Origin of the sequence: Shewanella sp. AS1 (assembly GCF_021412565.1) — a bacterium.
Classification (GTDB): Bacteria; Pseudomonadota; Gammaproteobacteria; order Enterobacterales; family Shewanellaceae; genus Shewanella.
This window is the reverse complement of sequence record NZ_JAKCLJ010000006.1, coordinates 165,033-187,671: the sequence shown is the minus strand read 5'-3', so window position 1 is coordinate 187,671 and position 22,639 is coordinate 165,033. Positions and strand designations below refer to the sequence as shown.

The following is a 22,639-nucleotide window of genomic DNA, read 5'->3' as shown; positions in this document are numbered from 1 at the left end:
CATTAAAGGGAATACGCTTAATGTTAAGCTAAATTAATCAAACTATTACTTTGCTAAAATGTTTAGCTAAAATCACGCTAGGATTATCCCTAAAAGGATTGCTTAAACGTACCTATTGTGACGTTTCTTTTTGCCAGTCGTTCAGATACAGCTTCAAATGTTTGGACTTAGCGATATAGATCAGACTCCAAAACAGCAGCAAGGCGTCCAATCCAAAACTCCAGGTATAGAGAAAATGGCTGTGCACCAGGCGTTGCAGCAGCAGGCCGGCATCGAGCAGTAACAATAGGATTAAACAAAAAGCCATCTGCTTAAACAGCACTCTGGCCCAGGATGGCGAACGCTTGCGCTCTGCAATAATCAAAAAATAGAGAATGACCGCACCAAAGCCGGCAATAAGCGCCAATAAGAAATCGGACTTTTGTGGGTAAATGAGCGCAACCAACCCCGCTCTGTCGGCCGCCTGAGTCAAGGATGCCACTAAGACACACCAGCCTCTGGCAATAAAAGCCAGGATAAGATAAAGCATCAAAGGCGGCTTAACATGCCCTTTATCATCGATCCAGTTTATATAAGCAAAGTTCAACGCCACGCCCCCACTCTTTCACTTTCCATCGTTTTTCATCCCTATTGTTTTTTTATTAAGATGGAGACGAATCTAGCGTTTTCAATCATAGTTTTAAAAAAACAGCTATAAAAAAACGCCACTCGAGATGACGTTTTCATGATTTAGCTCATTACTTAAACATCAACTAACTGCCCAGTAACTGCAAAAGCTCAGCTTCGTCGATGATTTTAATGCCCAGCTCCTGCGCCTTGGTCAACTTGGAACCGGCGCTCTCACCAGCCACCAAACAATCGGTATTTTTAGAGACACTGCCCGCCACTTTCGCGCCCAGGGCTTGTAACTTAGCCTTGGCCTCATTACGATTAAGCTGAGTCAGAGTACCGGTCAGCACCCAGGTCTGGCCTTTGAGTGACAATGCTTCTTCGGCAACTTCTTCTATTGCTGGCCAATGGATCCCGGCGTTAATAAGCCCGTCAATCACCTCCAAGTTATGGGGCTGTGCAAAGAAGTGCACCAGATGCTGAGCGACAATCACGCCCACATCATCAACCGCCATAAAGTCATCGGTCTCGGCCTGAGTCAGTTTATCGAGTGTCTTAAAATGATTAGCCAGGTTCACTGCCGTGGCTTCACCCACCTCACGAATACCCAGCGAATAAAGGAAACGGGGAAAGGTAGTGCTTTTGGCTCTATCAATGGCGGCCACCAGATTATTCGCCGATTTTAAGCCCATGCGATCTAACATAGAAATCGCCGAGGCAGTGAGCTTAAACAGATCCGCCGGACTCTCCACCAGTTCCTTATCGATAAGCTGTTCGACGACTTTATCGCCCATGCCATCGATATCGAGCGCCTTACGGGAAGCAAAATGCTTAATCGCCTCCTTTCGCTGCGCCTCGCAGAACAGGCCGCCGCTACAGCGGGCAACCGCCTCCCCTTCAAGGCGTTCAACATCACTCTGGCACACGGGGCACATTAGAGGAAACGCTATCGCTTGAGCATTAGCGGGGCGTTTTTCAGGCACTATGGCAACAATCTGCGGGATCACATCCCCGGCGCGGCGAATGATGACACTATCACCAATCATCAGCCCTAAACGCGCAATCTCATCGGCATTATGCAAGGTCGCGTTAGAGACAGTAACCCCGCCGACAAACACTGGCTTTAATCTGGCTACAGGTGTAATAGCGCCGGTGCGGCCCACTTGAAAATCGACGCCTTCAAGCAGAGTTATCTCCTCTTGGGCGGGAAACTTATAGGCCGTTGCCCAGCGGGGCGCCCGCGCCACAAAGCCTAACTGCTGCTGCAAGGCTATCTCGTTGACCTTGAGCACCACACCATCAATTTCATAGGCAAGGTCACCTCTTCGGGCGAGAATATCCTGATAATAGGCCTGAATCGTGGGGACATCTTGGCAAACTTTCACTTCACTGCTGACAGGAAAGCCCATGGCTTTTAATTGCATCAACTGGGCGTAGTGGGTGTTTTCCAGCGGCCAGGAGTCCGGCTCGACCACCCCAAGGGCATAGGCATAAAATGCCAAAGAGCGACTGGCGGTAATTTTACTGTCGAGCTGACGCAGACTGCCGGCGGCCGCATTGCGGGGGTTCACAAACAGCTTATCCCCTTTTTGCAGCGCCTTCTCATTTAAGGCCTCGAACGCGGCTTTAGGCATAAACACTTCCCCACGTACCTCAAGCAGAGGCGGGAAGTTATCGCCCCTAAGTGTCAGGGGAATCGATCTGATGGTTCGCACGTTTTCGGTAATATCTTCACCGACACTGCCATCGCCGCGAGTCGCTGCGCGTTCAAACCGGCCATCGCGATAAAGCAGGCTCACGGCCAGTCCATCGAGCTTAGGTTCACAGCAAAATTCTATCTGTGAGAGCGTCTTATCGCTTACCCTTTTATAAAAACCATTAAACTCCTGCTCGTTAAACACATTGTCTAAACTCAGCATGGGCTTAAGATGGGTCACCTGCTCAAACTTAGCCAGCGCCTCACCGCCGACTCGTTTGGTGGGCGAGTTGGCATCTGCAAACTCAGGATGGGCCTGTTCAAGCTCCTGGAGCCTGCGCATCAACCTGTCATATTCCGCATCGGGAACGGAAGGGGCATCGTCAACATAATAACGGTAATTATGCAGGTTAATCTCTTGGGTAAGTTGTTTGATCTCGTCTTGTATCGCTTGCATTATCTTTGTTCGTCCAGATTAAGCAGTAGAGGCCGCGATTGCGGCCTCTATTAAGATATCTAATTATTGCAGCTAATGATATTCACTCGATTAGAGCTGAGCGCGGATCCGCTGCACATAAGCTTGTTTCTTCGCTTCACTCCAGGGTTCACGTCCGCCATCGAGCAGCTCGGCCCCTAAGTCATCCACCAGCTGATACGCACTGTTAAGCATGTTTGAAAAGTTCATCAAGGCATCGCCATAACAGGGCAAGGTCATAAAGAGTACGACACCTTGGGTGGTAAACTGCTCCATCTGGTCGGGATTGAATACCCCAGGCTTCACCATATTAGCCAGAGAAAACAGAACCTTACCTGTGCCAGCATTATCTTCATGACGATGGAAAATATCCATGTCGCCAAACTTAAAGTTTAAGGTTAACAAACTCGGTAATAGCTCTGCGCCGTTAAGCTCTTCACCTTCTGCAGCCACCACATGCAAAACCAACACATCTTGGGGGTCGCCAAGCGGCTGCTCCTTAGCTGGCTTCTCACTAGCCGCCTGCTCATTAGAGGTTTGCGCCTTTGGAGAGTGTGCGTTTTGAGAATGCGCTTGGTGCAGTTCGGCATCGACTCTTGGCTCAGGCGTGTGAGCAGTTTCAACCCTTTCAGAAGCGGCTTGGATTTCGGGCGCGATGGCAGGTTTAACCTCTGGCTTGACTTCAGCAGGCTTGGGTTCATCAGACTTGATTTCAGCAGGCTTAGCTTTGGCGCGCTGCGGCTTACGTGACTGAACGGGATCTTCAAACAGGGAAGTTTGCGCCGGTGCCTGAGGCAAGCCTAACTCCATCTGCTCAGCCGCAGCATCTTCTGCCGTGATGACCGGTTCATGTCGGGCTTTTGGTGTTTTTAGCGATGGCGCATCAGACAAGGAGAACTGAGTCTCATCCTGCTCATCCGTTGCACTGCTCTCTCTCTCGGCGCTTGATTGTTGACTGTTTGGCGCTACAACACCCGCCTTTTTCACTCTTACCGTACCAATGCCATCGGCATCAAAGCCATCCTTATCCCGTTGATGGTCTTTATAAAGATCGGCAATCGGCGTGTCTTTGAGTGATTTTGGTTGCTGCCTTCTAATGGACCAAAAACCATGCAAAAGTACCGCGATAATGGCTACCGCGCCTAACACAAACAATACCAGTTGCAAATTTTCCATTGATTACCCTGTATTTCCCCAAATTATCCAGCGTCAGCTAATGCCACCGCTTCATCGATATCGACGGCCACTATACGCGATACGCCAGGCTCATGCATAGTGACACCCGTTAGTTGATCTGCCAATTCCATGGTGATCTTATTGTGACTAATATAAACAAATTGTACGCTTTGAGACATCTCTTTAACCAAACGACAAAACCGGTCGACATTGGCATCATCCAGCGGTGCATCCACTTCGTCCAGCATACAAAATGGCGCAGGATTCAGTCTGAAAATTGCAAATACCAATGATAAAGCGGTTAGTGCCTTTTCTCCACCGGATAGCAGATGAATGGTACTGTTCTTTTTACCCGGTGGCCTGGCCATAATGGTTACGCCGGTTTCGAGCAGATCATCATCGGTTAATGCCAGATAGGCGCTGCCTCCGCCAAATACTTTAGGAAACAAAATGCCAAGATCCTGGTTAACCTTATCGAAGGTGGCCTTAAAGCGGATCTTAGTCTCCTTGTCTATCTTACGGATCGCCTCCTCAAGGCTGTTTAACGCCTTATTGAGATCCGCATCCTGTGTGTCCAGATAGTGTTTACGCTCACTCTGCTGTTCATATTCCTCAATCGCCGCCAGGTTAATGGCACCAAGCTGAGTAATTTGCCCGCGGATCCGCTCCAAGGCTTTTTGCCGGGCATTTATCGAGACACCAAGATCGATAGTCGCCTGCATCGCCGCGACATCTATCTCATATTCCTCCAGCTGCGACTGCTGGCTATCGGCCTGTCCTTTTATTCCTTCACGACGTAACTTTAACTCGCCGATCCCCTGAGTCAAGTCATCTATCTTTTCAAGCTGTTGTTTTTGCTCTGCTTCAATCTCATCAACCTGACTCTGCAGCTGCGCCTGTTGACGGCGAAGAGTATCGAGCTGCTGCTGTTTGTGCTGCTGTGCCTCAAGGGAGATTTCGAGTCTTTGGCCAATTTGCGCTACGGACTCCTGACTGCTGGCCACCTTAGCCCCTTGCAGCTGTTCGTCGAGCTTAGCCAGGTTCGACCCGCACTCTTCAATCAGCGTCTGATATTGCCTGACTTGCTGCTCGTTGAGCGCACCTTCTGTCTCAATCGACTGTAACTGGCGTTGGCTTTGGTTACTCTTAATCACCTGTTCGCTGCGACTCTGCTTGAGACGTTTAGCCAACTCATGGCTTTGACTGTAACGGGTACGGCAAAGTTCATACTGCTCACTAAACTGATGTGACAGCGCCTGATCTTCGGCTATCTGCTCGAGTAAACTGTCTAGTTGCTGCTGCTCGAACATCATCTCTTCAACAAGCGCTTCAACTTGTGTTTGCAACGACTCGGCTTGCTGGGCCGAATAATAGATTCGGGTCTGAATCGCCTCCAACTGCGCCTTGGTACGCTCATAGTCGAGCTGAATCTCTTGTTGTTGCTGCACCATTTGCCGTAAATTTTGACGGCACGTCTGCAGCTGCTCGTTGCACTCACAGTGCAGCGCGTTAAGCTCAGTCAGGCTTTCTTCATCCATCTTGATGCTGCTCACTAGCGCCTGCTGCTCAATTTTCAGCTGCACCAGATTGTCACTCTTGGCAGATTGTTGCAGTAAAAAGCCATGGCCCAGCAGATAGCCATCTGCGGTGACAATACGCTCATGCTCTGCCAGATCATTAAGCATCTGCTTTGCCTGCTCAAGATCTTGCGCCCAATGAAGATGACTCATCCAGGGAGCGAGATTCACCCATGTCTTAACCCCTTGCCACTGCTGAGATTCACCTTTCCTGCTAAAACCTGTCGGCTCTTCGCCCTGCTGCGTCTCTGTCTTATTTAAAGCTGTCTTATTTGAGACTGACTGATTTAAGACGGCCTGAGTCAAGACGCCTTCGAGCACCAGATCCACAGCGACCTCCCAGCCAGGAGTCACCTCAAGTGTCTGCCATAGCGCCTCGCCTTCAGTCTCATCATCCTGAGGCAAAAGGCGCTCAACCACCTGATAACGGCCGCGGGCTTCAGACAACACCTGAGACAAGGTCTGTATTTGGCTAAGATGCTGCTTTTCTTGCTGCTCTAGCTGGGCAAGCAGGCTCTCACACTCTCGATGGGATAACTCAGTTTGCTGGACTTGAAGCTGCAGCTGCTCACATTTTTCCTGTTGCAGCGCAAGAGCTCGATTATCCTCATCACTGCTCAGTTGACTCAATTGCTTCTGCAGGTGCGATCTCTGCTCACCTTTGCGGGCCAGGCTGGTATTAAGATGTTTTTGCTCAGATACACGGCTCTGAGTCTGCAGCTGATGCTGATGCTGTTGTTGCTGCTTTTCCCTGAGCTGCTCGTTGTCTTGCTCTAGATGCAACTCAGCTTCGATAAGCTGCTCATCGAGCAGAGACAACTGCTGCTCACTCCCTTGTAACTCGCTGGCGGTATCAGCATAGCGCGATTGCAGCGCCTTCGCCGCCTGCTGTAATTGAGCCAGTTCCTCCTCTGCAGCGATTCGCTTTTTGATAAGCTCATCGACTCTGGCATTGAGGTGGGCATCCTGCTCCTGCCTGTGTTTGAGCCCCTGCTCCAACTTGGCTATCTGGGTGGCATTTTGGTAGAAATCTTCGACCTGCGTCTGTTCCCTGCTGGCCAGATCTTCGATTTGCAGCGTCAACTTGGTGATCTGAGTCTGTAACAGCTGAGCGGCTGCATCAAGTTCACTCTTAGTGAGCAGCTTTTGATTGATACTTTGGGTGAGTTTTTCCAGCTGTGACTGCAGCTCGAGCCAGCGCGCCACATGCAGCTCACTGTCCTGGGTTCGTTCCTGCTGTTTAAGCTCACGATAACGCTTAGCCGCCTTGGCCTGCTCGGCGAGTTTTTCTATCTGCATACCGAGCTCTTGGCGAATATCTCCCAGACGCTCCAGGTTCTCCCGTGTATGGCGAATTCGGTTTTCGGTTTCCCGGCGCCGTTCCTTGTAGCGCGATATCCCCGCCGCCTCTTCGATAAATACCCTGAGCTCCTGGGGTTTGGACTCGATCAGACGAGAAATCGTCCCCTGCTCGATAATGGCGTAACTGCGCGGTCCAAGACCCGTGCCCATAAAGAGGTCGGTAATATCTTTACGACGGCATTTTTGCCCGTTGAGAAAATAGGAGGAGTCACCATCACGGCTCACCTGACGTTTAACGGCTATCTCCTGATAACTGGCATATTGCCCCGCCAGTCGCCCCTGCTGATTATCGAATGTCAGCTCGACGCTGGCGACAGAGACAGGCCGACGCGCGGAGGAGCCATTAAAGATCACATCCGCCATGGAATCGCCGCGCAGGTGTTTGGCCGAGCTTTCACCCAGCACCCAGCGCACCGCGTCTATCACATTGGATTTGCCGCAGCCATTAGGGCCAATGATGGCGGTGAGAGGTTGATTGAAAGGGATTTTAGTGACATCAACAAACGACTTAAATCCAGCAAGTTTTATCTGTGTGAGTCTCATTGTGCCAGTGGTCGTCAAGAAAGCGGCAATATCATGATGCCTGTTATTATTGTTTGACACTTTAACAAAGCGGGCTGCATTTTGTAACGTTTTTTATCGCCACTCGCTTCATTTCACTCTTGTTTTTCAATTTACGCTGACTCACAATCGTGAGCAAGCTCACTAAATTGAATTCACAGAACAATTTACCCAACAATTCACGGAACCATTCACTAAACCATTAACTAAACAATTAACTAAACAATTAACTAAACAATTAACTAAACAGGGGAGTACAAGCCGGTGAAGCAATCCAGAACCACTATGCCTAAGAGTGGTGTGAACTATTTTATTGAAGGTTTTCGCCTAATAAAGCAGCCGGGATTACGCCGCTTTGTGTTTATCCCGCTGAGCGTCAATATCCTGTTATTTAGCACGCTTATCTATTTTGCTATCGCTCAACTAGAGCGGGTATTTGAGTGGATCAATGCTCAGATGCCAGATTATCTGAGCTGGTTGAACTTTCTGTTATGGCCTATCGCCATCCTGGCGCTGTTGGTTGTGCTCTCCTTTATCTTCAGTTCAGTGATGAACTGGATTGCAGCTCCCTTTAACGGCCTGCTCGCGGAGAAGGTTGAGCAGTTTTTAACGGGCAAAAACTTACATTCTGGCACCACAGTGGATCTGATTAAAGATCTGCCCCGGGTCCTAGGACGGGAATGGCTCAAACTCAAATATTATCTGCCCCGCGCCCTGCTGTTTCTGGTGCTGTTTTGGATCCCCTTTATCGGCCAAACCGCCGCGCCAGTATTATGGTTCCTCTTTAGTGCCTGGATGATGGCCATTCAGTACTGCGATTATCCCTTCGATAATCACAAGGTTCCCTTTGAAGATATGAAGTTTGCCCTCAAGCAAACTAAGGGCACGAGTTTTAGTTTTGGCGCGGCTGTGACCCTGTTTTCCATGATCCCCATAGTCAACTTTATCGTGATGCCGGTCGCTATCTGCGGCGCTACCGCCATGTGGGTGGATAAATACCGCGAAGCTTACCGCAATGAACTGATCGCCCCAGAATAATCGAGTGTGGCGGTCACGCTGGCCGCCATCAAATTTCAGTTAACCTTGGCGAACTTGCAGCCTGAGTATCATCAATTGTAACTCGTTTTGGAGAGATCTATGACCACAGTGGCAGAGATCTTATCCTGAATGGCTTGCCTGTTGGCATCCCAATAGATCTGCATAAAACCCAGTAAACCCGTAGCAAACCCGGCGCCATAACCACCATAGCGACCAAAAGCGGCCCAGAGTGAAATAGGCGCAGCATCGAGGCGAATCACGCGGATGTTCAGCAATTTTTTGCCTAATGTCTGGCCATCGAACCAGGCAATAAACACAGTAAAATAAAATGCCGCCCAGCCAAAACCTAAGCCAAGATCATCCAATATTCCCTTGGCCCAATTGAGCAGGCTGTATGCTTGTTCCTTGTCAGCCCTTTTCCCTAGCTCTAAATCAGAAGAGGTTCCCACTGAGTTGGCTTCCCCGTCACCATGCATATTCAGTGCTTCTCCTTGATTGCCAGTGCCTTGCTCATGAGTGGATTGCTCGTTAGTGGCTTGAGTTGAAGAGCGCGGCATATTGGCTTGGACAAGGGGGATTTTGTCATCACGAATGGCTTGCAGCTTGAGTTTCTCTGCCTCAGAAAGCTCGAGTTCATCGAGCAAATCACTCAGCACTTTACGTTTCTTCGACTGAGTTAAGCTGGTGTTATTCAGTGTATTGGCCATGCGAATATAATGTTTTTCGATGCAGGTAAACTCTTCACAGCGAATGATGGCCCAGATATCGATTAATGAAACAATAGCAGCGGCATCTGGATCTTCTATCTTAACGCTGTTTTGCGTCACCTTGGCCTGCTCATCTTTGGCATTACGATACTCAATGATATTGTCGCTGGTGACATACAGCCCCATCACTAACATAGAAAGGTATAAGCCCCATTTAAAAAATCGACCTATCTGATGACTGCGCCGTTCAATCAACAGAGTCACGCCAACGAACAGCAGAAACAACCAACCCGCTTGATCGGCCAATACGGCGACGATCAAGCCATCTATCAAAATGGCCAATCCGCGCTTTAGGGGGGATGCCAAGGGCGTATATAAGATGCCCTGTGCAACGTTAAAGGCAAAAGGGGTGATCATGGATTTGGTATCTTTATCAGGACTCACACCTCACTCCTCTAAGGAATTAAAAAATCTAGAGATAAAATCTGTTGATATCATTAATTTACCAGTAACTGATTTTCCAGACTAGAAGATAAATCCAAATCGTCAGTTGAGCCAAGTCACTAATTAAGATAAACATGATAAATAAACATGTTTTTATAACCAAATAGAATAATGAAGATGAAACTAGCATTTCTCATGTCGAAAATCCGCACTATGATTTATCTATATAAATAAAGGAGTGAGTAATCCATGAGTAAAATTTTCGATGACAATTCACACACTATAGGTAATACACCTCTGGTTCGACTGAACCGCGTAAGTAACGGCCGAGTGCTTGCAAAGATCGAAGCCCGTAACCCTAGCTTCAGTGTTAAATGTCGTATCGGCTCCAACATGATATGGGATGCCGAAAAAAAGGGATTACTCACTAAAGATATCGAGCTAATCGAACCTACTTCGGGTAACACAGGTATTGCACTAGCCTATGTCGCTGCTGCCCGTGGTTACAAGTTAACCTTAACTATGCCAAACACTATGAGCCTAGAGCGCCGTAAATTGCTCAAAGCCCTTGGTGCAAACCTGGTATTAACCGAAGGGGCTAAAGGCATGAAAGGGGCGATTGATAAAGCAGAAGAGCTGCGTCAGTCCAACCCAGAAAAATACCTTGTCCTTGGACAGTTTGATAACCCGGCCAATCCAGAGATACATGAGCAAACCACAGGCCCAGAAATTTGGAATGACACCGATGGTGAAGTGGATGTGTTAATCGCAGGTGTGGGTACGGGCGGCACGATCACAGGTGTGAGCCGCTACATCAAAAATGCTAAGGGTAAAGCCATTACATCCGTTGCAGTGGAACCCGCTGACTCACCGGTTATCTCTCAAACCCTCGCGGGTGAGACAGTACAACCTGGCCCCCATAAGATCCAGGGCATTGGCGCAGGCTTCATCCCCAAAAACTTAGATCTTGAGATGGTCGATCGCGTCGAGGCTGTCAGTAATGAAGATGCTATCGAGATGGCGCAGCGTCTGATGAAAGAGGAAGGCATCTTAGTCGGTATCTCATCAGGTGCCGCCGTGGTCGCCGCCAACCGTATTGCGGCGCTTCCTGAGTTTGCAGATAAGAACATAGTTGTGATCTTACCTTCAGCCGCTGAGCGTTACCTCTCTTCAGTGCTTTTCCAAGGTCAATTTGGCGACGCAGAGAATATCCAATAAATCCTGGCTTATGACACCTAATACAGCCCGCAATGGTTATGCCATCGCGGGCTTTTTTTTAAGCAAGATCAGCAAGCTGCTGACTAACATCCATCCTCGACTTCTGCAAGCTAGCAAAGATAACAAAAAGAAATTTCGAGAAGCAGCTCCCTTATTATCACTTTGTTTCGTGCGATATCGCCAAGTTACTGATACAGTTAATGAATCACAGTGACTATCTGCTGCACGGGTCAGCTTGCTTATGCCTTTTTATCGTTCACCCAAATCCATCAGTGCGTTTGATGCCAAATTCGAAGCGCAGAAAATCGCCTTTGCCCCCATCGCCTTTCAAGTGACGCGCTGTCTGCTTAAGTTTAATCTGCTCGCCTATATCGATCAGGCCAAAGGCAAACACTGTACACGAGCTGAGATAGCAGCAAACTGCAACATCAGCGACTATGGTGCCGGCGTGCTGTTAGATATGGGGTTGAGCATGGGATTGTTGTGGCTGGACGGCGACCAATATCGGCTCGATAAAACTGGGGATTTCATGCTTAACGATAAGATGGCACAGATCAACTTACACTTTATTCATGATGTCTGTTATCAGGGGCTGTTTGAGCTCGAATCCTCCCTCATCGAAGGCAAAGCAAACGGCCTTAAAGTGTTTGGCGATTGGGAGACCATCTACCCGACCCTGAGTGAACTACCGGAGCAGGCCAAGAAAAGCTGGTTTGCATTCGACCACTTCTATTCTGACTTCGCCTTCGAAGCCCTGTTACCACTGATTTTTCAGCACAAACCTAAACAGATTGTCGATATCGGCGGTAACACAGGCAAATGGGCTTTGGCTTGTACCAAGTTCGATCCCCAAGTAAAAGTCACTATTATGGATCTTCCTGGCCAGCTCAAGGTCGCCCTCGCTAATGCTAAAAGTCAAAATGTCGAGGATAGAATCACAGGGTTTAAGTGCGATCTGTTAGATAAGGATACTCCCTTCTTCCAAGGCGGTGATCTCTACTGGATGAGCCAGTTTTTAGACTGCTTCAGCGAAGCACAAATCCTCACCATCTTAGAAAATACCGCTGCTAATATGCGGCCCGACAGCGAATTGTGTATTCTGGAAACCTACTGGGACAGACAACCCTTCGAGGCGGGTGCCTACTGCGTTAATGCCACTTCCCTCTACTTTACCGCGATGGCCAACGGCAATAGCCGCATGTACCACTCTAAAGATATGCTGAAACTAATATCACAGGCTGGGCTGTATGTTGATCAGGATATAGATAATATTGGTTTAGGACACACACTACTGCGCTGTAAGTTAAAGCCCTAATTGCTCGGGGTGTTCCAGCCTCCCTTCAGCCCTGAGTAAGCCGATGTCAATACACAGCCTTTGATATCGGCTTTTTCCTCTTTAGCCTGCGGCTTGTTTACTTAGCAGCTTACTTAACTGTTTGATTCATTGGCAGCTCTGCTTGGCATAAGCCCCTGAGCCCTCAATCTTCATTGCTTTAGATTATTAGTTATCTCTATTACAACTGTAATGCTAAGCGACTTAATCGGACTAGACTGCTGATTTGTTAATGAATTTATCTATTTCGCCCCATATAAACAGAATCTATTCTCGGTTAATAAGGTAAATAGAGATCCCAATAACCAGCTAAAAGCAGATATGAACCTAATTTTTCTCAAGGTAACAAGTTTGATATAGGTCACGATTAACTCAATTAACATGTTTTCTGTTAGAAAAAATATTTAATAAAAAGTAAACAAAAAAACATTAAAACTAAAAAATAGAAACAATAATCACAACAAAAACAAACAAACCGTAAACATCTTCTGTCTTATTAGAACAAAATAAAACCAATTAACTTAATTAAAACTTAAATAGAAAACAAAACATACAAATTGTAAAAAACAAAAGATATTTTTGTTAAATTTATATTAACCAAACAGCCTTGATTCCGCTTTAATCTGGCTGTAACAAACATGTTGTAGTTGTTACTTCATTATGATTATATCCATCCCCTAGTTAAAAGCTTGAAAAATAGAAATCATTCAGGCTTTACTAATAAAGTTTCATTAAATAGAAACTAAAAATTAAAATAAGTATCGGGGAGAAAATAATGCGACCTAATTTTATATTAGCTAAAGCAGTCCGTTTTGCATTAATTGGCGGTGCTGCTACTGCGGCACTCAGCGCGCCAGCTGTATATGCAGCTGAACAAGATCAAGATAAAGTTGAACGCATCGAAGTAACGGGTTCACGTATTAAGCGTACCGATATGGAAACTGCCACGCCTGTGACTGTGATGAGCGCAGACGACATGGCAAAACAGGGCTTTAACAATATTCAAGACGCTCTACAGAGCCTGACTTCAACTACAGGTGCAATGACAACGCAGGAAGTTCACGGTTTCACACCTGCGGCAACTTCTATCAGCCTTCGTGGTGCCGGTGCTAACCGTACTCTGACCTTGATCAACGGTAAGCGTCTGAACCAGTATCCAAAACCAGCTGGCGGTGTGAATAACTTCGTTGACACGGCTAACCTGCCTATGGAAGCTGTAGCGCGTATCGAAGTACTGCAGTCTGGCGGCTCTGCGATTTACGGTGCCGATGCGGTCGGTGGTGTAGTCAACATCATTTTAAAGAAAGATTATGAAGGTGCAGCCATCAAGTATCGCCATGGCGATACCAGCAATGGCGGTGGTGAAAGTGATCGTATCGCCCTATCTCTCGGCTCATCTTCTGAACGTGGCAACGTGTCAACTTTCATCGAGTTCACCACTAACGAAGAGCTAAAAGCCACTGACCGCGAAAACTTTGGCCTACACACAGATAAAGTGCCATACAGCCCATATTCAGCATACAGCTCATATGGTGCTCGTATTGCTGCAATCTCTAGTACTGGTGCCGACGTGAGCACAGTTCGTCAGCTCACTCCTGCAGAGTGTGAGGCAGGCGGCTTCTTATGGACTGGCACATTATGTGGTTTCGATCGCTCTGAATGGCGCGATCTGGCACCAGAAAACAGACGTTTCATCAGCACCACCACTTTCAACTACGAGGTGAGTGATGATGTTAACTTCGTAGGTCGTTTAGACTTTGCCGAAGCAAAATCGACCACCAACATCGAACCAATGGCTGTTGATGCCTACGATATTACGGTGAATGGTAATGCACTAACCGTGTCTGCGGGCAACCTGAGCAAGACCTTCAACGACAAGACAACCGCTCTTGGCGGTGACTTTGCTAACGCGACCGACGGGACTTACTACTATGCTCGCCGTTTCCATGAATTCGGTAACCGTGGTAGCGACACTAAGACACGTAACTACTTCTTCAGCACAGGTCTAGAAGGCATGTTAGCCGATGAGTACAGCTGGGATATGTCACTGAACTATGGCCGCACCAACGTGGATGTAACTGACTACGGTTATGGCACTATTGCTAGCGTTTTCGATTACATCACAGCAGGAACAAACGGTAATTCACTGCTAGAAACCATGTCTCCTGCCGATGTTGAGGCAATGGAATACAGCCCATTTGAAACGGCGCAATCAACCCAGAAAAACGTCCAGGCGAACATTTCAGGTTACGCCTTCGAGCTACCAGCAGGTGATGTACAGTTCGCCTTTGGTGCCGAGTACACCAAGCAAGATTACTCTTCTGACTCAGACTCTGAGTCTAAGAAAGGCAACATCCTGACCACAGGTGGTTCATCAGGACAGGGCGAACGTTCTTACTGGGCAACTTACGCTGAATTAAGTGTACCTGTAATTGAAGATTTAACGGTTAACGGTGCAATCCGTTACGACAGATACAGCGACTTTGGTGGCAACGTTTCACCTCAAATCGCTGTTGAATACCGTCCAGTCTCAGAACTCTTGGTTCGTGGTTCATTCTCTAGCGTATTCCGTGCTCCAGACATGCACCGTGTCTATGGCGATCCGACCCAAGGCTTTAACACTGTTATCGACTTCAAGCAGTGTGAAGCGTTAGGTGGTACACCTGGTCAACCATCAAGCGATTCACTTACCAATCAAGTGTGTAACGAACTGCATATCGACACCACAGGTGGTTCAAACAAAAACCTGAAAGCTGAGACAGGTTATACCGCTAACATTGGTGCAGTTTGGGGTGGTGACAGCCTAAACGCTTCTATCGATATCTGGGAATGGAAACTGGATGACATGGTAAGCAGCATCAGCGCGGCTAAAGCCGCCCGTGAATGGCAGCAATATGACTTCATGATCACCCGTGATGCCAGCGGTACCATTACTCACATCAATGCAACTGCGCAGAACCTGGCGTACCAAAAAGTACGTGGTATTGACCTAACTGCGGGTTACACCTTTGATATGGGCTCACTAGGTGACTTAAAACTGAATGTTAACGGTACTTACATCCTTAACTCTGAATATCAGTTGTCACCAACAGACCCTGTTGAAGATGATATCGACAACGGCGGCCTGCCACAGTACCGTGCAAATGCAACTTTAGGCTGGTACATCAACGACTTTGAAACCACATTAGGTGCTTACCATACTGCACGTATGCATGGTGTGCAATACAAGTCATTCAAAGAATCAGCTGCCGCCAGCGGTGCTGACTTCAACGAAAGTGATTATGAAGTGGCTTCACAAACCACTTGGAACCTGACCAGTACTTATCACCTCTCTGATAAGATCACTTTATCAGCGGGTATCGTCAACCTATTTGATGCAGGTCCTAACTTCGACCCAACTGATACAGGTTGGCCACACTACCCACGTTCAACTTACAACGCACGTGGACAAGAGTGGTTCCTAGAAGGTGAGTTTAAGTTCTAATCAAACCCTTCAAGGTTTTTAGTTAAACTCAAAAAAAACGGCACCTCAGGGTGCCGTTTTTATATTCTATATATCTGACATTCATTCATCTGTGCTTTATCCATCTACAATAAGCTTTACTCGGCCTGACCTGCCCCTGACTTATTCAATTTTGTCTAGGCTGCATAAATATAACTCAGAATAAAGGTGATAAATTAACCAGCTAAATATTAAAGATAACTCTGTCACTTTAAAAATAAGCACAAACTGCCCCACAAAAATCGAGACAGGGTTCACACTTTCTTACATCACCAAATAATTTATCACTAAATAAGCATTTTTATTCAGGTTACATTGGTAAAAAAATGGTAACACTACAAATTACAAATATAAAAAAAAGACCAACAAACAGACACATAAATAAAAACAATCACAATACAATTCGCCGAAAATAATAATACTTATAACAACAATAAAAAGCATCAACCAATATAAACAACAAGTTTGGGTGTAAATGTTTTTTTGATGTTATTTCATTGATTGAGATATTTACATTAGTGACAAAAGCTGATCTGTTGCGGTTATCCCCCTCCTGTGATTACATCCCTCTCCATTAAAAATACCTTAAAACAAACAAATCAATAATAAGTACATGCTAATTAACTTTTTCATCAAAATTAGCATGATAAACACCATCAGGGGGAAAAATGCAGCCTAATTCAAGATTGGCTAAAGCAATACGTTTTGCTTTAATTAGCGGAGCCGCGACTGCGGCAATCAGCGTTACAACAGCTTATGCGGCAGATGATGACCAAGTCGAGCGTATTGAAGTCACAGGTTCACGTATTAAACGTACCGACATGGAAACCGCGACACCTGTGACTGTGATGAGTGCAGAAGACATGGCCAAACAAGGGTTTACCAATGTCCAGGATGCACTACAGAGTCTGACATCAACCACAAGCGCCATGACTACTCAGTCAATCCATGGTTTTACACCTGCGGCATCTTCCATCAGCCTAAGGGGCGCAGGTGCTAACCGTACTCTGACCTTGATCAACGGCAAGCGTCTCAACCAGTATCCTAAAGCTGCTGGCGGCACCAGTAACTTCGTTGACACGGCTAACCTGCCAATGGAGGCGGTACAGCGTATCGAAGTACTGCAATCGGGCGGCTCGGCCATCTACGGTGCCGATGCAGTCGGCGGCGTGGTTAACATTATCTTAAAAAAAGATTTTGATGGTGCGGCAGTCAAATATCGTCATGGCGACACCCAACATGGTGGCGGCGGCAGCGACCGAATCGCCCTCTCCTTAGGTTCCTCTTCCGATCGTGGTAATGTATCAACTTTCCTGGAATTCTCCACTAATGAACAGTTGAAAGCGACCGACCGTGAAAACTTCGGTCTGCACACAGACAAAGTTGCATACAGCCCCTATTCTGCCTATAGCTCATACGGCGCTCGCATCGCAGCAGATAGTGCTTCGGCCGATATAAGCACTGTAAGACAACTCACCAAAGCCGAGTGTACCGCCGGTGGTTATACCTGGACAGGCACAGGCTGTGGTTTCGACCGCTCTGAGTGGCGTGACCTGGCGCCAGAAAGCTCACGCTTTATCAGCACCACCACCTTTAACTATGAGTTAACCGATGATCTTAACTTAGTCGGCCGCCTAGACTTTGCTCAGGCTAAATCGGTCACTAACATCGAACCTATGTCTATCGATGAGTATGGCATTAATGTCAATGGTAATGACTTAACTGTCTCTTACGACAACTTTAGCCGTACCTTTAATAAAACCACAGCCCTTGGTGGCGATTTCGCCAACGCCACAGATGGTGATTATTACTATGTTCGCCGACTACAAGAGTTTGGTAACCGTGCTGACGAAACCAACACTCGCAACTATTTCTTTACTCTAGGTTTAGAAGGCTTGTTAGCCGATGAGTACAGCTGGGATCTGTCTGTTAACTATGGCCGTACCGATCTGGATGTACAGAGCCATGGTTACGCAACTTATGAAACCATGTTTAATTACATCACGGCGGGTACAGCGGGTAATTCACTGTATCAACCTATGTCTGCGGCAGATGTAACAGCAACAACTTATACCCCCTATGAAACGGCGCAATCGACACAAAAAAATATTCAGGCCAATATCTCAGGCTTCGCCTTCGAACTGCCAGCCGGTGATGCCCAGTTCGCCTTCGGCGCCGAGTACACTGAACAAGATTACCAGTCTGATTCAGATTCTGAGTCTAAGAACGGCAATATCATCAACACTGGCTCTTCATCTGGGCAGGGTGAGCGCTCTTACTGGGCGACCTATGCCGAGTTAAGCATTCCTGTGTTAGAGGATGTGACCGTTAGTACCGCGATCCGTTACGATGATTACAGCGACTTTGGTGGCAACTTATCCCCCCAAATTGCGGTTGAATACCGTCCTATGGCTGAACTGTTAGTACGTGGATCCTACTCGCGCGTGTTCCGGGCACCTGATATGCAGCGTGTCTATGGTGATGCCACCGACAGCTTCACCAGTGTCATCGACTTCAAGCAGTGTCAGGATCTGGGCGGCTCTGTCGGGGTTTCCTCAACTAATCCTCTGATTGACTCGGTCTGTAACGAACACCGTATCACGGCCACAACCGGCGCCAACAAAGATCTTGATGCAGAAACCGGTTATACCGCCAATATCGGTGCGGTATGGGGTGACGATCAACTCAACTGGTCGGTAGATTTATGGGAATGGAAACTTGACGATATGGTCAGCACCATTAGCGCGAGTACCGCCGCCCGCGAATATCAGCAATATGCCAACATGCTGGTTCGCGACGCCAGCGGCACCCTGACCCATGTCAATGCCGTGGCACAGAACCTAGCATTCCAAAAAGTCAGGGGCATCGATATTTCAGCAGGTTATACCTGGGATTTGGCCGACTGGGGTGATTTAAAGCTAAATGCAAGCGGAACCTATATTCTCGCTTCTGAGTACCAGTTATCACCTACCGATCCTGTAGAAGATGATATCGATAATGGTGGTCTGCCACAGTATCGTGCAAATGCCACACTTGGCTGGTACATTGCTGATTTTGAAACCACTCTGGGTGCCTTCCATACGGCGCGGATGCATGGTGATTCTTATAAGTCATTCAAACAAAGTGCAATTAATAATGGTATACCATTTAACGAGAGTGATAACGAGGTTGCTTCACAAACCCGATGGAATCTGACCTCCAGCTATAATGTCACAGATGACTTCAAAGTCACCGCAGGTATTATCAACCTGTTCGATGCCGGTCCTAACTTCGACCCAACCGATACAGGCTGGCCTCACTATCCGCGTTCAAACTATAACGCCCGTGGACGTGAGTGGTTCATCGAAGGTGAGATCAAGTTCTAAACCGAACTGATATCCATAAAAAACGGCATCCTTGGATGCCGTTTTTATTATTATCTGAACCGTAAAAAGTTAATGCCAGCCCAAATAATGGCTTGCTATCACCAGTACACTGGAGACGATAAACAGGGCCAACAAGAAGCGCCAGATAAACTTGATCCATACCCCCCAATCGACCCGACACACCCCTAGCGTCGCCATCAAAGAGGCCGAGGTCGGCACGATAACATTGGTAAAACCATCCCCCAATTGGAAAGCCAATACTGCCACCTGACGACTGACCCCGACGATATCCGCTAAAGGCGCCATCAATGGCATGGTTAACGCGGCCTGTCCTGAACCCGATGTCACAAAGAAATTAAATACCGACTGAAACACTAACATAAACCAGGCAGAAAAAGCCCCCGGCAGCTCGCCAATGATCCCGCCTGCACCACTGAGCAAGGTATTGAGCACACTCGGTGTTGTCGGATCGCCGCCGCCCAGCAAAATGAGGATCCCAGAAGCACAGCCCACTAACATTGCTGGCTCCAGCATAGTAGCGGCCCCTTGCTTAAAGCTGGTCGCCACACGATTGATTGTCATACCATTGAGCTTAAACAATACGGCAATCACACCCACAATGATCCCCATAGTAAAGAACTGGCTGGCGATCTGTGGAATAAACCAAGCGTGAGCCACCACACCCCATATCACCCAAATGACTGTAAGCAGTATAGTCAGCAAGACCAACTTGTCGCCAAGATTAAAGCGGCTGTCTAAGCTTGCGTTGGATTGATGCTCACGAAAGTAACTGTCACTCTCATAGCTGTAGGAAGAACTCGGCTCGCGGCGGATCCTAGCCCCATATCTCATGGTAAAGAGGATCCCCATCAGGGTGAATCCGGCCCACATCATGCCGCGAACACCGGCGCCAGAAAGTACAGGCACACCGGCTATCCCCTGGGCAATCGCCACACTAAAAGGGTTCATCCATGAACTGGCAAAGCCAATTTGGGTGGCAACATAGGTCACCATCACAGTCGTAATGCCATCGAATCCTAGGCGGATCATCAAAGGACAGATGATAATGGCAAAGGCGATCGCCTCCTCCCCCATCCCGAAAACCGCCCCGCCGAGGGAAAACAGGGTAAAGAGTACAGGAATAAATAAGCTTTCATTGCCCCTTGTCTTATCAATGAGTCTTATTATGGCGTTGTCTATAGTGCCACTTTCGGTCACTATGCCAAAGGCGCCGCCAATCACCAGCATGAACATGATAACCCCGATGGCGGTGCCCCATTTAGAGCCTGAGGTTAACCCCTCAAAGGCAAAGTTGAAAAAACCTACTCCTTCATCGCCTTCAAATAGGCCAACGGGTTGAATTTGTGGCTCTCCTTGCTCATCGAGTTGATATTGAAATGAACTAGGATCAACCACGCTGCGCGTTTTACTCACGCCATCACTCTGATAAAGGATCTCCTGAGTGTCGAACGAACCTATAGGCACTAAATAAGTCAATAACATAGCCGCAAAAGCAACAAAAAATATAATGACTAAAGTATCTGGCATCTGCCAATTTTTCATCGAGGAGCAAAGCGCTGAATCTGGCTGCTCAACTGACTTATCGTTCACATTATTCTGGATATTTGGAGTAGGTTCTGAGTGTAAAGACATAATGCTAAGAAGGTGATAATTATTTGTTGGCCAATATAAACCAAAACCGCAATCTTTACACTGAAGTCACGTTGCAGAGATCAAACTACTGGATTAAAAGCGCCACATTGATTAACAAATAAGGAGAGATAAACTTTAGCCAGCTTAGAAGAAGATAGGGTGGGGGCGCTAAGCCGTTGACGGGGCCTATACAGCCCCATCTGTTTTTTGATTAGCGATTTAACTGGCGCGATGCTAACGTCTGAGATTCCGTGTTCTCTTTATGAGAAAGAGTTTGAGTAGCATTTTTTTCTTGATTACTCACGGCCCAAAAACCTAATCCCACTAATACGCCACCACCAACAATATTCCCAAGCACAACCGGAATAAGATTATGAAAAATAAAATGACTAACTGTCAGATCGCTAAACTCAGCTGCACTCACCCCCACAGTTTCAAAAAAGCCACTACCTGCAAAATTAGCGATCACTATGCCAAAAGGCACCATAAACAGATTAGCGATGCTGTGCTCAAAACCACTGCTAACAAACATGGCTACGGGTAAAATCAATAAGACCACCTTGGTGAGCACATCTTTAGTTGCAAACGTCATCCAAACACCAAGACAAACCAACATATTACATAAGATGCCTAAGGCAAACGCCTGTCCCCAAGTATGATGTAACTTATGCTGAGCAATATGCAAGGCATTTAAGCCCCATGCTCCCCCATCAAGATCATGCATCTTAGCGGCAAAGACAAGCAATAGGATCAATATGGCACCAATAAAGTTACCTATAAACACTCTAACCCAACAGATAAACATATCCCGAGTTGTGATGAGCTTCTGAGCCCAGGCAACTGTATTTAATACTGTACTAGTAAATAACTCACCACCGCATACAACCACCAAGATCAGCCCTAAACTAAAAGCCAACCCCCCCAGTAAACGTACACCACCCCACGATGCAGTCGAACCTGTGGTCACAGTAATATAAAAAACAAACGCCAATGCAATAAAGGCCCCTGCAAAAATCGCCAGAGCAATGGATTGTTTATGACCACGAGCAGATTTAGTCACACCATAATTTTCGGCATATTGATACATGCTAGCAATCGCATCCAGCTTAGGGCTCTGCTGCCCATCAGAGTTATCTTTGGGATACTGAGAATTAAATGAGAAAGATGCCATTACTTACTTCCTTACTGGGTGAAAATGTGTTTTACACTTCCCAACTACATTAGCAACTCATTATTAAATAGTCGTTGCAATTAAGCCAGTTTCTCCTAACAAGCTAAAGCCGATACTGACTTACCAGAAAGATGTGGCAATCAGGGGCGTGCTAATTGTTAATGAGGCTAACTAACCAAACCATAATTGTAAATTGGTATGACCGCCTTAAAAAGGACAAATTGTGCAAATAGTGAGCTAACACAACTAATGATTGATTTAGAGTATTCTCTTCCCATCTTTCATTCATTGAGGCCTGGATTTCCAGAATGAATCATTATGAGATGACGCTTGTGCCTAACATCAGTCATTCACTCAAATCTGAATCAGTAAAAGAGTCACCACCTTTCGTAAACAGCTACTAGCATAACCAGACACCTATCCGTTAATGAACGTCAGCTTATCCCTCTTTGTCTCAATGACAGTAAACTTCTTAACCTTCCCTCAAAAAAGATTAAAGCCACCATTGTATTCACTCTGAAATCAAGCTAAATCACGAGGCTCATCAGTCAATTCTCCCCTATACTTATTGCAGTATCATCATGGTAGAACCTGCATCATATGCTGATAAGTCGCTGATGTGAAAATAACAAAATTTATACGATGACTAGGCCTAACTAAAAATAAAGCATGAGAGTAACCACAAATGAATATTGAAATATAAGTTCCCAAATTAAATGGAACTTAAAATGATAACTTGTTAACAGTTTTGG

12 protein-coding genes are annotated in these 22,639 nt (G+C 46.9%); 5 read left to right on the top strand and 7 right to left on the bottom strand.

What is annotated here, in order from left to right:
- Positions 1–112: 112 nt before the first annotated feature.
- From LZP69_RS10460 to smc, 4 genes are all read right to left on the bottom strand, one after another.
- Positions 113–586 carry a DUF2919 domain-containing protein gene (locus LZP69_RS10460; RefSeq protein ID WP_234200571.1) on the bottom strand — a complete coding sequence of 158 codons (474 nt, stop codon included), beginning with the start codon at positions 584–586 and terminating at the stop codon, positions 113–115.
- 166 nt (positions 587–752) lie between these two features.
- A complete protein-coding gene (gene ligA / locus LZP69_RS10455; protein WP_234200462.1) occupies positions 753–2,762 on the bottom strand; it encodes an NAD-dependent DNA ligase LigA in 2,010 nt (669 codons plus the stop codon).
- Between the two features lie 90 nt (positions 2,763–2,852).
- Positions 2,853–3,956 carry a cell division protein ZipA gene (gene zipA, locus LZP69_RS10450; RefSeq protein WP_234200461.1) on the bottom strand — a complete coding sequence of 368 codons (1,104 nt, stop codon included), beginning with the start codon at positions 3,954–3,956 and terminating at the stop codon, positions 2,853–2,855.
- A 23-nt stretch (positions 3,957–3,979) separates the two neighbouring features.
- Complete coding sequence (gene smc, locus LZP69_RS10445; RefSeq protein WP_234200460.1) at positions 3,980–7,438, bottom strand: chromosome segregation protein SMC; 3,459 nt, start codon at positions 7,436–7,438, stop codon at positions 3,980–3,982.
- A gap of 303 nt (positions 7,439–7,741) precedes the next feature.
- Between smc and cysZ the strand changes: the two genes are divergently transcribed.
- On the top strand, positions 7,742–8,494 hold the full coding sequence (cysZ, locus tag LZP69_RS10440; protein ID WP_234200569.1) for a sulfate transporter CysZ: 753 nt from the start codon (positions 7,742–7,744) through the stop codon (positions 8,492–8,494).
- A 71-nt stretch (positions 8,495–8,565) separates the two neighbouring features.
- Here cysZ and LZP69_RS10435 read toward each other — a convergent pair whose 3' ends face one another.
- Complete coding sequence (locus LZP69_RS10435; RefSeq protein WP_267962078.1) at positions 8,566–9,618, bottom strand: RDD family protein; 1,053 nt, start codon at positions 9,616–9,618, stop codon at positions 8,566–8,568.
- 276 nt (positions 9,619–9,894) lie between these two features.
- On the opposite strand from LZP69_RS10435, the gene cysK reads away from it, so the two are divergent.
- From cysK to LZP69_RS10415, 4 genes are all read left to right on the top strand, one after another.
- Positions 9,895–10,863 carry a cysteine synthase A gene (gene cysK, locus LZP69_RS10430; protein WP_234200457.1) on the top strand — a complete coding sequence of 323 codons (969 nt, stop codon included), beginning with the start codon at positions 9,895–9,897 and terminating at the stop codon, positions 10,861–10,863.
- 241 nt (positions 10,864–11,104) lie between these two features.
- Positions 11,105–12,178, top strand: coding sequence for a methyltransferase (locus tag LZP69_RS10425; RefSeq protein WP_234200455.1), 1,074 nt, complete (start codon positions 11,105–11,107; stop codon positions 12,176–12,178).
- 793 nt (positions 12,179–12,971) lie between these two features.
- The gene (locus tag LZP69_RS10420; protein WP_234200453.1) at positions 12,972–15,680 is read left to right on the top strand and encodes a TonB-dependent receptor domain-containing protein; all 2,709 of its coding nucleotides are present in this window, start codon (positions 12,972–12,974) and stop codon (positions 15,678–15,680) included.
- 686 nt (positions 15,681–16,366) lie between these two features.
- Positions 16,367–19,063, top strand: coding sequence for a TonB-dependent receptor (locus LZP69_RS10415; protein WP_234200451.1), 2,697 nt, complete (start codon positions 16,367–16,369; stop codon positions 19,061–19,063).
- 69 nt (positions 19,064–19,132) lie between these two features.
- Here the strand turns inward: LZP69_RS10415 and yfcC are convergent, their stop codons facing one another.
- Complete coding sequence (gene yfcC, locus LZP69_RS10410) at positions 19,133–20,626, bottom strand: putative basic amino acid antiporter YfcC (protein WP_234200568.1); 1,494 nt, start codon at positions 20,624–20,626, stop codon at positions 19,133–19,135.
- A gap of 301 nt (positions 20,627–20,927) precedes the next feature.
- Positions 20,928–21,803: a formate transporter FocA gene (gene focA, locus LZP69_RS10405; RefSeq protein WP_234200450.1), complete on the bottom strand. Its 876-nt coding sequence runs from the start codon at positions 21,801–21,803 to the stop codon at positions 20,928–20,930.
- Between the last annotated feature and the right edge of the window lie 836 nt (positions 21,804–22,639).